This is a genomic window from Mesorhizobium sp. M8A.F.Ca.ET.021.01.1.1 (assembly GCF_003998025.1).
Taxonomy (GTDB): Bacteria; Pseudomonadota; Alphaproteobacteria; order Rhizobiales; family Rhizobiaceae; genus Mesorhizobium.
Genome location: NZ_RZSJ01000161.1, coordinates 1 through 11,012 on the forward strand (window position 1 = coordinate 1; position 11,012 = coordinate 11,012).

11 protein-coding genes and 3 pseudogenes are annotated in these 11,012 nt (G+C 63.6%); 8 read left to right on the forward strand and 6 right to left on the reverse strand.

All coding sequences use genetic code 11. The annotated features are described in order from the left end of the window. Both EOA36_RS14990 and EOA36_RS14995 read left to right on the forward strand, forming a co-directional pair. The coding region (locus tag EOA36_RS14990) for a CHAD domain-containing protein (protein ID WP_145969178.1) at positions 1–941 on the forward strand (941 nt) is incomplete at its 5' end. 56 nt (positions 942–997) lie between these two features. Next, on the forward strand, positions 998–1,825 hold the full coding sequence (locus EOA36_RS14995) for a lipo-like protein (protein WP_127278291.1): 828 nt from the start codon (positions 998–1,000) through the stop codon (positions 1,823–1,825). Between the two features lie 83 nt (positions 1,826–1,908). Here the strand turns inward: EOA36_RS14995 and EOA36_RS15000 are convergent, their stop codons facing one another. Together EOA36_RS15000 and EOA36_RS15005 are read right to left on the reverse strand one after the other, a co-directional pair. Next, a complete protein-coding gene (locus EOA36_RS15000; RefSeq protein WP_127278292.1) occupies positions 1,909–3,285 on the reverse strand; it encodes an adenylate/guanylate cyclase domain-containing protein in 1,377 nt (458 codons plus the stop codon). A 110-nt stretch (positions 3,286–3,395) separates the two neighbouring features. Next, positions 3,396–4,196, reverse strand: a complete 801-nt coding sequence (locus tag EOA36_RS15005) for a helix-turn-helix transcriptional regulator (protein WP_127278293.1) — start codon at positions 4,194–4,196, stop codon at positions 3,396–3,398. A gap of 113 nt (positions 4,197–4,309) precedes the next feature. Here EOA36_RS15005 and EOA36_RS15010 point away from each other — a divergent pair, with 113 nt between their 5' ends. Continuing rightward, positions 4,310–5,170 (forward strand): ATP/GTP-binding protein, encoded by an 861-nt coding sequence (locus tag EOA36_RS15010; protein ID WP_127278294.1) that lies wholly within the window; start codon positions 4,310–4,312, stop codon positions 5,168–5,170. Positions 5,171–5,205: 35 nt separating this feature from the next. On the opposite strand, the pseudogene EOA36_RS38260 reads toward EOA36_RS15010, so the two are convergent. Then, a pseudogene (locus EOA36_RS38260) lies at positions 5,206–5,532 on the reverse strand (zinc-binding dehydrogenase); the annotation flags it as partial. Between EOA36_RS38260 and EOA36_RS38265 the strand changes: the two are divergent. From EOA36_RS38265 to EOA36_RS15030, 3 genes and pseudogenes are all read left to right on the forward strand, one after another. Beyond that, positions 5,530–5,919: pseudogene (locus EOA36_RS38265) on the forward strand (LysR substrate-binding domain-containing protein); the annotation flags it as partial. The pseudogenes EOA36_RS38260 and EOA36_RS38265 sit on opposite strands and share 3 nt — an antisense overlap. Before the next feature lie 135 nt (positions 5,920–6,054). Then, on the forward strand, positions 6,055–6,435 hold the full coding sequence (locus EOA36_RS15025; protein ID WP_127278296.1) for a nuclear transport factor 2 family protein: 381 nt from the start codon (positions 6,055–6,057) through the stop codon (positions 6,433–6,435). Further along, positions 6,414–7,040, forward strand: coding sequence for a DNA-3-methyladenine glycosylase (locus EOA36_RS15030; protein ID WP_127278297.1), 627 nt, complete (start codon positions 6,414–6,416; stop codon positions 7,038–7,040). Before EOA36_RS15025 ends, EOA36_RS15030 begins: the two co-directional genes overlap by 22 nt. A gap of 296 nt (positions 7,041–7,336) precedes the next feature. On the opposite strand, the gene EOA36_RS15035 is transcribed toward EOA36_RS15030, so the two are convergent. Together EOA36_RS15035 and EOA36_RS15040 are read right to left on the reverse strand one after the other, a co-directional pair. Further along, on the reverse strand, positions 7,337–8,038 hold the full coding sequence (locus EOA36_RS15035) for a phosphatase PAP2 family protein (protein WP_127278298.1): 702 nt from the start codon (positions 8,036–8,038) through the stop codon (positions 7,337–7,339). An 8-nt stretch (positions 8,039–8,046) separates the two neighbouring features. Next, positions 8,047–8,388, reverse strand: coding sequence for a hypothetical protein (locus tag EOA36_RS15040; protein WP_056585458.1), 342 nt, complete (start codon positions 8,386–8,388; stop codon positions 8,047–8,049). Positions 8,389–8,555: 167 nt separating this feature from the next. On the opposite strand from EOA36_RS15040, the gene EOA36_RS15045 reads away from it, so the two are divergent. Together EOA36_RS15045 and EOA36_RS15050 are read left to right on the forward strand one after the other, a co-directional pair. Further along, complete coding sequence (locus EOA36_RS15045; protein WP_127278299.1) at positions 8,556–9,947, forward strand: sensor histidine kinase; 1,392 nt, start codon at positions 8,556–8,558, stop codon at positions 9,945–9,947. After that, entirely contained in the window at positions 9,944–10,606 is a 663-nt protein-coding gene (locus EOA36_RS15050) for a response regulator transcription factor (RefSeq protein ID WP_127278300.1), read from the forward strand. Before EOA36_RS15045 ends, EOA36_RS15050 begins: the two co-directional genes overlap by 4 nt. 192 nt (positions 10,607–10,798) lie before the next feature. On the opposite strand, the pseudogene EOA36_RS15055 reads toward EOA36_RS15050, so the two are convergent. Beyond that, positions 10,799–11,012, reverse strand: a pseudogene (locus tag EOA36_RS15055) (hypothetical protein); the annotation flags it as partial.

The following is an 11,012-nucleotide window of genomic DNA, read 5'->3' on the forward strand; positions in this document are numbered from 1 at the left end:
GCTTTCGCATAGACCCGCGCCTGCCGCTGACCGGCGAGGTCAGACGCATCCTTGCCGAGGAAATCGGCAAGGCCCTGCAACATCTGGACGTGGCGCGCACACGGCCCGAACAGGGGCTACACAAATGCCGCAAGCGGCTGAAGAGCGCGCGCGCCTTGTTGCGCCTCGTTCGTTCCGGAGACGAAACGTTCTGTGCCACGGAAAACCAATGCTATCGCAATGTGGCGGCGCTGCTTGCCGGCCCGCGTGAAGCGACAGCTCTGATCGAAACCATCGATCGGCTGGCGGCGGCCTTTGCCAGGGAAAGCGCCGATGGCGGGCTCGATGCCGTGCGCGACCGGCTGATCGCACGCCAGCATGATTTGCACGAAGGCGCCGGGCTGAAGGCAGCGATCGGCGCGGCCGCCGCTGCCTGCGAAGACGGCATGAAGCGCATCGAAACCCTTACCCTGCCCGACCAGCCGGAACAGGCCGCCGACGTGCTTGCCGAAGGCGCCCGCGCCACCTTGCGCCGTGCAAGGAAGGCCCTCGACAAGGCCGGCTCGCACGGCGAGGCCGACGATTTCCACGACCTGCGCAAGGCGGCCAAGACGCATGGCATGCACCTGTCGCTGCTCGGCAGGCTGTGGCCGACCCCGATCAAGGCGCGGCGCAAGGCCGTCGACGCACTGGGCGAACGGCTCGGCGAACTGCATGATGTGTTCGTCATGCGTGCGTTGCTCGAGGCGGACGACGAGCCGCTGGGGCCGTCCGACGATACGAAACTTCTCGGCAAGCTGCTCAAGCGTTCGGAAAAGAGCCTGAAGAAGGCGTGCCTTGCCGAGGCGGCCGAACTGTTTGACGACAGCCCCAAGCGCTCGACGAAAAGACTTGCCCGCAAGGCCCGCGACGATCTTGCCGGCTCGGCCGAAGACGCCGGCGCACTTGCGGCCACCGGCTGATCCGGACCGAACATGCTTTGCCCTCGGGCACCGGCCTGTGGTAATCGCCATAGCCGATGACCGAGCCTGGCGACATGCTTCTGGATCGACTGGGCCGCTGGCTTGCCGGTCGGCTGCAGGAAGAATCCTCGGGATACGAGCCCTACACGCCTTCCGACGCCGAAACACTGCGCCGCACGCTGGAGCCGGGCGACGTCCTGTTGATCGAGGGCAACCAGAAGATCTCGGCGGCGATCAAGTATCTGACCCAGTCCACGTGGTCGCATGCGGCCTTCTATGTCGGCGACGCTTTGGCCGAACCGGATGACGGCTCGGAACGCAGGCGGCTGATCGAGGTCACGCTCGGCGAAGGCTGTGTCGCCGTACCCTTGTCGCGGTACCGGACCTACAATACCCGCATCTGCCGGGCGAGCGGCCTGGCACCCGAAGACCGCGACAAGGTCGTCGCCTTCATGATCAGCAAGCTCGGCCTGAGATACGACCTCAAGAACATCTTCGACATGCTGCGCTATTTCATGCCGACGCCGCCGGTGCCGGTGCGCTGGCGCCGCCGCATGCTGGCCTTCGGCTCCGGCGACCCGACGCGGGCGATCTGCTCGACGCTGATTGCCGAGGCTTACGGCCAGATCCGCTATCCGATCCTGCCCGAGATATCCCGCGCGCCCGGCCGCGCCTCGGCGCAGTCGACCTATATGCGCAGGGAAATCCTGCACATCCGCCATCACTCGCTCTACACGCCGCGCGATTTCGACCTGTCGCCGTTTTTCCGCATCGTCAAGCCGACGCTGGAATACGGCTTCGACTACAGGGCCGTGACCTGGGACGACAAGGCAAGCACGGACGCCGCAGCCGCAAAGGCTGGCGCAACCGCGACGGACACGTGATGGCTTTCCGCCTAGGTCAGGACATGCCTGGCGCGGCCTACCGCTATCCTGCCGAGGTGCAGCGTTTCACATGGCGGCCTATGTCACGCCGGAACCGCAACAACACCCTGGTTTTCGGCTCTGCGTTCGACCCAGACATGGACCGGTTCGTCCCGGCCGCGGATGCTCATCGGTCCATGATCGCGCGCATTCAACGGTGTCGTGGGCGATTCCGCCTTCGCCGCCTCAATCAGTCGTGACCCAAAGCAAATATTCGCCTGAAGCTCACGGCAGAGCGACTGCAAACGGCTGGCGACGTTGACGGTGTCGCCCACCACCGCGAAGGACAGATTGCGCTCGCTGCCGACCGCGCCGATGACCACAGCGCCGTATTGTGCACCGATCCGAACGTCCAGCGGCGGGTATCCCCTGGACACACGCTGTACATTCCAGTCTTCGAGAGCGGCGACCATTGCTTCAGCGCATTGGATGGCCCGAGTCGCGTCGTCATGGCTGGCTTGCGGAACACCGAATGTCGCCATGATGCAATCGCCGATATAGTTATCGACGGTGCCACGGTGGTCGAAAACGACTTGTTCCATGCGACGGTGGAACTGACGCAGGAGTTCGAACACTGCTTCGGCCGGATGATCCTCGGAATAGTGTGTGAAGCCGACGATGTCGGCGAACAGCACCGCGATATCCTGCCGGCGAACCGGGCCGAAGGGCTCGTCATCGGCGGCGAGCTGGTCGACGACATTGGGCGAAAAATGCCGGGCGAGATTGGCGCGGGCGCGCTCTGCCTTGACATAGTCTTCCGACAGATGTCGGGAACGAAAGACGACCAGCGCCATGATCGCGCCGATAATCAGCACGACCAACACGTTGGTCGCCTGCGCGAATGTATCGACGAAATTGGGGTTGAGATAGAGGTTCAGTCGCTCTGTCATTGGCAGCGAATAGAGGTTCGTCGCCGGAATTACGGTTCCCGGATGGGAAATCACCCATCCCACCCCGATCGCCCATGTCAGGGCCGCGAGCGCGCCGAGATAGAGTGCCAATCGTGTCGAAAGGGTCAGAGCGCCAAGGCATACGAAAATCAGCAGGTATTTAAAGCTGCCCTCGCGCAGTTGCATCGCGGCCGGCGCGACCTCGAGGGAAAACGGGTTGGGCGTTATCAGCAGAACGGTCAACAGAATGATGTCCAGCGTACCGGTGAGGTAACCGATCCACCATCGCGCCGTACGACGGCGAGCAAAGAGAAACTGGATCAGGCCGACCAGCTGGAACAGCACGAGGCCCGCCAGCACGAAGAGCAGCGAAGCATCCCAGCGGCTGGTCAATGAAAAGAAGCAGGAGATCACGGCGAGCGATGCCGTACGCGCCCAGAACTGTAATGCAGCACCCTGGCGTTCTGCGCGCGCCCGCAAATTTTTCAGGCGCGAATAGCGGCGAAGTTCAAGTGTTGGCGCGGTCGACATAGGATCACTTCGATTTCATGGGGACGTGTCACGCATTCGGCAAACCCGCCTTCTACAATCTGACAAATCAGTGCGCGAACTATATCATGAATGTGATTTCGGTTTCTGTATCAGGCCGGTAACTGGCGGCGTCCCTTTGCAGGAGCGGCGGGCCGATCGAACGCCCCGGTGTCGCGCGGATGCGGGCCGATCGGCATGATCGCCTCGAACGGCGTGGCGCCGAAGGCGAACGTCCATTTGTAGCCGACCAACCCGTCCTCGGGCGTGGTGTGCTGGTCGTGATGGGCGAGCAGTTTCGCGCGGTCGGCCAGTTCCTCGGCCTCGCGCCGCACCATTTCCGCCGTCTCCGGCCGCATCCGCCTGGAGAAGCTGACGAAGGTCGCCTCCTTCTCGATATGGGTGATCGCCCAACCGATGAAATTCTTGTTGGTCATCTCGAACAGCGGCCTGAGCGGCCCCTCGAAATTCCATTGAATCGGCGTGTCGACCAGCAATTTCGCGGACAGGCCACGGCCGAGCGCGATCAGGCCGAGCTGCTCGAGGTCGCGCAGATAGAGGAACATCGAAGCTTCGCTCAGGCCCTGCGAGCGCATGATGCCTTCAGGCGTGAACTTTTCCGACAGCATGACGAAGACGAACAGCAGCGCCGGACGGCCGGCGAGCCGGCGCTCGATCTCCGGCGCGACGTGGTTGACCGGCCCCGGCCCCCTGCTCATCGAGCCGAGCACGTTTTCCAGTTCCACGCCGGCGGCGGCGCAGATCTCCACCAGCCGGTCGAGCTTGCAGTTCTTCTCATGGAAGATGCGCTTCACCGTCGGCTCGGAAACGCCCATGCGTTCGGCAAGCTCGCGATACGTGACGCCCTTCGCCTTCAGCGTCCGCTTAAGCGCCTCGAAGACCAGACCGTTCATGGGATGCACCTCTTGCCGTCGGTTTCGTATCGGTATTCGATACTAGTGGCAATCTGGCTTCCCGAAAAGTATCGAAAAGCCTAGCTCTTCGCCGACATCAAAGGAGAGCAGTCATGAATATCTTCGTCACCTCAGCCTTTATCGCCACCATCGGCATAGCGGCCGCACCGCCGGCCCAGGCCGGAGAACTCTGGCGGGCAACGGGCCTCGAACAGCCGGAATCGGCGCTGTTCGACGCCGCCAATAACCGCATCATCGTTTCCAACATATCAGGCAATCCGGGCGACGCCGACGGCAATGGTTATCTCAGCGTGCTGTCCACGGAGGGCAAGATCGTCACCCAGCACTGGACCGACGGCATGGACGCGCCCAAGGGCATGGCGATAGCGGGCGGCAAGCTCTATGTCGCCGACATCACCAAGGTCCGCGTCGTCGACCTCGCCAGCGGCAAGCTCATCGCCAGCATCGTGATCCCGAATGCCGTCTTCCTGAACGACATGACGTCGGACCAGTCGGGCAAGGTCTATGTCACCGACATGCTGGCCGACACGATCTACCGCATCGACGGCGACAGACCGGAGCTGTTTGTCAGGGACGCCATGCTCGCTTCACCCAACGGCGTCTTCGCCGATGGCAGCAGGCTGATCGTCGCCTCCTGGGGCAAGGGCATCAAGCCCGACTTCAGCACGGCCGAGCCGGGTGGCCTGCTGGCGGTCGACCTCGCCAGCAAGACGGTGACACCGCTGGCGGGCGCGCAGAAATTCGCCGACCTCGACGGCGTCATCGCCTTTGGCGACACCATCTACGCCACCGCCTACATGACCGGCACGCTCTACCGATACAGGACCGGCGGCGCGCCGGAAGCGGTGGTGCATTTCAAGCCGGGCAGCGCCGACATCGGCACCGACGGCAAGTCGATCCTCTATGTGCCGCTGATGAACGAGGGGGAGGTGGCGGCGCTGAAGATCGATTGAGAGCCCATACCGAGCGCTCCAGGAGCGCCGGACGGTCACACCTGCAGCAGCGTCTTGATGGCGCGGCGCTCGTCCATGGCCTTGTAGCCTTCGGCGACCTGTTCGAGCGGAAGAACCAGGTCGAAGACCTTGCCGGGATTGATCTTGCCCTCGGTGACGAGGGCGATCAGTTCGGGCAAGTAGCGGCGCACCGGCGCCGGGCCGCCATGCAGGTGGACATGGGCGAAGAACAGCTGCTGCCCATCCAGTTGCACCTGGTGGGGAACGCCGACATAGGAGACATAGCCGCCTTTGCGGGTCGACCCGATCGCCTGCTTCATCGATTCCTGCGTGCCGACGCATTCGAGCACGGAGTCGGCGCCTCCCCTGACTACCTCGCCCGGCATCCGGCGCCCGGCACGCCTCAGGACCTCGTCCAGTACGATTGCATCAACCACCGGCAGTCGCGCTCGGGCGGCCTCTACGCCTGGGAATTCGCCAGGGACGGGCGAGAGCTGAGGGTGCGCGTCGACGGACAGCTGACTTTCAATTCGACGATCCCCATGATCGACGCCACCGTGAGCGGACTTGGGATCGCCTACGTGCCGGAGAATTTGGTGACCGACGAGCTTCGGTCGGGCCGGTTGGTGCTGATGCTCGACGAATGGTGCCCGCTGTTCCCGGGCTATTACCTCTACTATCCGACCCGCCGGCAGAACTCGCCCGCCTTCGCGGTGATCGCCAATGCCCTGCGCCATGCGGATGTCTAATGAAAAATGATCGATAGGCGCGGCCGGCGGCGCCTCGGCTGGCTTTGCGAACGCCGTTCCGCGCAATCTCGAAGGTCCGCTCTAGGCAGGCATATATGGTATGACGGCCCGGCATCGGCGGCCAAGGAGTTCGAGATGGAAGACCGAGAGATCAGAGCGGCCCTGGATCGTCACTGGGCCGCTTCCGACACCAGCGACTTCGAAGCTGAGCACGAGATCTACCGGGAGGACGCAGTGCTCGACTATCCGCAATCGGGCGAGCGCATAAGCGGGCGGCGCAACATCCAGTCGTCCCGCGCCGCGCAGCCGAACCGCAAGCGCTTCATCGTGCGCCGCATCACCGGCACCGGTGACCTCTGGGTCACCGAATATGTCCTGACCTATGACGGGCGGCCGTCCTACACGGTCAGCATCATGGAGTTCCTCGACGGCAAGGTGGTCCGCGAGACGCAGTATTTCGGCGATCCGTTCGAACCCGGACCTTCGCGCGCGCAATGGGTCGAACGGATCCCGTGAACCGCTCGACAAATCATCCACCGCTCGCGCGGGAAGAACTGCCGGACGATACGGCCGCCCTTGCCCGTTATCTCATCGGCAAGCTGGTGGTGCGCGACTTGCCCGACGGCAGGGTCAGCGGGCGGATCGTCGAGACGGAAGCCTATGTCGCCGGCGATGCCGCCGGGCATGGCTTTCGAGGGATGACGGAGCGCAACCGGTCGCTGTTTCTCGAGCGCGGGCACGCCTATGTCTATCTCGCCTATGGCATCTCGTTCATGCTGAACGTTTCGAGCGAGGCGCAAGGCACGGGAACCGGCGTGCTGATCCGGGCGCTGGAACCGCTGGAAGGCATCGAGATCATGCGGCTGAACCGTGGCGTCGAGCGCCTGCGCGACCTGGCGCGCGGGCCCGGAAGGCTGGCCGCGGCATTGCGGATCGATCGATCGCTCGACGGGCTCGACCTTTGCCGGGAAGGCTCGCTATGGCTTGCACACGATGAATTCGAGGCCGGCGCGATCGGACAGGGCATCAGGATCGGCATTTCGAAGGACGCGGACCGCCTGCTTCGCTTTTACCTGAAGGAAAGTCCTTTCGTCAGCGGCCCGGCATCGCTCAACCGTTGAGCGACGGTTGCTCCGCCTCTTGTTTTCCCGCCAGCTGCGCCCGCGCATCGCCGATCGACGCGGCATAGGTCACCAGCGGCCGCTTGACGCTTGCGGCACGTTAGCGTCTTCGCCTGATTGTCCATTTCTCGATATTTTCCGAGGATTTCAGCCTAAGGTGCCGCACATTCGGGGCAGGGGATAACGAGGTTGAACGTTTTCAAGATCTTGATGACATCAGCAGGCTTGCTACCAATGGCTTTGGCCCTGGCGGGCTGTGGTGGGCACCTCATCAACAGGTTGATCTGACGGCGAGGTCAGGCATCGTCGCTCACCGCCTGGCGCCGTTGCAGAATCCTCGCCACCAGCCAGCATAGCATCGCCCAGGCGAAGCCGGCACACCAGCCCGCCAGCACATCGGACGGCCAGTGGACGCCCAGATAGACGCGGCTGACGCCGACCAGCACCGTCGTCAGCACCGCCAGGAACAACACGTAGACCTTGGTGGTTCGGCCTGGCAGGAAGCGTGCCGCCAGCGAACCGAGCGTGAGATAGGTCACCGCCGACAGCATGGCGTGGCCGCTCGGGAAGGAGAGCGAGGTCTCGTTGACCAGATGCGAAACCAGTTCCGGGCGTGGCCGGTCGACGCCGACTTTCAGCAGGCTCGACAGGAGCTGGCCGCCCGCCACGGCAACGAAGATGAGAAGCGCGGTGCCTCGCCTGCGGATCAAAAGCAGATATATGATCGCCGCCGTGGTGATCAGCACCAGCACGCTGGTACTGCCAAGACTGGTGACGTCGCGCATCGCCCCTTCCAGCCATGATGGACCGATGGGAACGCCGGGCTGGCCCGGCTGGCGGAAGGCAAGCAGGATTTCGGTATCGAAGGCGTGCGGCGTGGTGGCCCGTGCCACCTCCATCAATTCCTCGAACGCCCACAGCCCACCAGCGATGACCAGGCCGGCCAGCAGCACCGGGAATTCGACCCGGTTGAGCAGCGTTTTCGCAGCGTTTTTCATCGGCACGGTTATAACCGCCCTTGCAGATAGGGCCCAAGGGTGATCAGCGCCACGGCGGCGATCGCCAGCATGATGCCGGTCGCCTGCAGCGCGTTGACGCGCTCGCCGAAGAACACCAGCGCCACGACATTGACCGAGACCAGCTGGATGACCGCCGAAAGGCTGAACGACACCGACATGCCGAACTCGCGGATCAGCCGCAGCATGATCAGATTGCCCAGCGAATAGAGCGCCAGCGTCAGCAGGATCTTGCCCAGGCTCGGCGCCAGTCCCCATTGCTTGGCGGCGGTCGCCGCCAGCAGGAAGATCACCGTTGAAAAACCCAGCTGCAGCAATCCCGAAAAACTCAACGTCCGTCCCCCTCGAAGTGGCTTTCGCCTGATATCGCGGACCTTGTTTCCGAAGCGCGCCGAGACGTCAAGCGAGGTCGTTGCAACGAAGGTCTTGGCAACGGCGAGACTGAAGCTCAATGTGCTGGAATCGCCCAGCATATCGATAGAAGGGCGGTCAGGGGGCCATGATTCGTATTCTTCAGAACTTGGCGCGGCGCTGGAGCGAGCTTTCCCTTGCCCTGCAATTCGTCGTTGCCGGCGGCTTTGGGCTGCTGGTCGTCATGCTGATCGTGGGGACTTGGGTGACGACGCAGATCCGGGACGGCGTCATTCGCAATTCGGCCGCCACGACGGCGCTTTATGTCGACAGTGTGATTGCGCCGCTGCTGCCCGACCTGCGCAAGAGCGAGGAGCTCAGCGAATCCGTCAAACAGGCGCTCGACGAGACACTCGGCCAGGGCGCGCTCGGCAAACGCCTGGCGTCGTTCAGGCTCTGGCGCCGCGACGGCACGGTGCTCTACGCGAAGGACGCGGATTTGATCGGCCGCCGCTTCGAGCTGAACAAAAATCTGCGTTCCGCCTTCCAGGGTAGCGTCATGGCCCAGTTCGATACGTTCGACGAGGACGAAGACAAGGAGCGGGCCGCGGGTGTGCCGTTGCTCGAAATCTACAATCCGGTGCGCGAACCCTGGTCCGGCGACGTGGTCGCCGTCACCGAATTCTACGAGCTCGCCGGCGATTTCAAGGCCACCCTGGCTTCCGCCCTGCTGTCGAGCTGGCTGATCGTGGCCGGCACCACCTTGACGGCATTCCTGCTTCTGTCGGGCATCGTCCTGCGCGCCAGCCGCACCATCGACGACCAGCGCGGGGCGCTGCGCCGCCAGGTGTCGGAACTGCAGGGCCTGGTGACGCAGAACAGCGCCTTGCGGCAGCGCGTGCAGCGGGCATCCCGCCGCGCCACGGCGCTCAACGAACGATACCTGCGCCGGATCGGCGCCGACCTGCATGACGGCCCTGCCCAGCTGGTGGCCCTGGCGGCGCTGCGCATGGACAGCCCGGTGTTTACCGGCGACGGCCATGGCAGCGAAGGCCGCTCGACCGAGGTCGCCATGATTCGCAAGACGCTGGAGGACGCGATGCGCGAGATACGCGGCATCTGCACCGGCCTGGTGCTGCCGCAGATAGAAACGGCGGCGGCGGCGGACGTGTTGCGGCTGGCCGTCGAGGAGCATGAGCGCCGGACGGGCACGTCGGTGACGCTTACGCTGCCCAAACATTTGCCCGAGCCCGGCGCTTCTGAAAAGATCAGCATCTATCGCTTCGTGCAGGAGGGGCTGAACAATGCCTACCGCCACGGGCGGGGCAAGGATCAGGCGGTGCGTGCGGGAATGAAGAATGGCCGGCTTTTCGTCGAAGTGTCGGATGGCGGGCCGGGCTTCGATCCGGCCCGGGCCGAAGGGTTGGGGCTGGCCGGCCTCAGGGAGCGGGTTGAAAGCATTGGCGGACAGTTCGAAACCCTGACGGGGCCGAAGGGCACGAAATTGATGATCCGTCTTTCGGTCGAGGAGCAAGCATGATGGGCGCCATCCGCATCGCCATTGTCGACGACCATCCTCTCTTCCGCGAGGGTGTGACACGCAGCCTTTCGGAGATCGGAGGCTTCGAGGTGGTCGGAGAAGGGGCTACCGCGCAGGACGCGGAACGCATCGCCTCGACCGTGCAGCCCGACATATTGCTGCTCGACATTTCCATGCCCGGCGGCGGCCTGGCCGCGGTTGCAAGCATCCTTGCGGACCATCCCACCCAGAAGATCGTCATGCTGACCGTTTCGGAGGCCAATGCCGACGTGACCAAGGCCCTGAACGCGGGGGTGCATGGCTATATCCTCAAAGGAGTCGGATCGCGCTCGCTTGCCGATATCTTGCGCAACGTGGCGGCTGGCGAAAGCTATCTTTCGCCGATGTTGTCGGCCCGGCTGCTTTCCGATGTGCAGTCCCTGCAGCCCACCAACGGCGTGGCGGACCGGCTGCGGCAACTCACCGGCCGACAGACCGAAATCCTGCGGCTGGTGGCGGAAGGACTGAGCAACAAGGAAGTTGCCTTGCGCCTGGCGCTGCAGGAGAAGACCGTCAAGCACCACATGACGGGGGTGCTGTCGAAACTCAGCGTGCGGAACCGCACCGAGGCTGCCCTCATGATGCGCGAGTTTCGTGACCGCGAGAGGGACTTCTCATAAAGCGGTTTAGCGAAGCTACGCGCTTCTCCCGGGAAAACCGCTACGCACTTTTCATGGAATTGCTCCAAGTCATCGCAGCATTGGAACACAGCGCGAAAACGAGGTCACCTCCGCCGGGGGGCGGCGGAGGTGACGTGTGAAGCTGGTCGTTGCCTGTTGACCAGCTTCACAAGGCGGAGATTTCAGAAGGATTCAAAGGGCCTTGAGACGGCTGACGTCGGCCGGTGTGGCCGGGCGGTCGATGATCGTGCGGTCGAGCGCATCCTTCATCCTGAAACGGCCGTTCTCGATCTTTTCCGTTAAGCCGTCGGGGTGGTGAACCGTAATCTTGTTGCCGTCCACGTCGACCTCGTCGCCAGTGGTGGCGTTGACATGGCTGCTCTTCCCGCCCTGGCCCTTGCCGGAC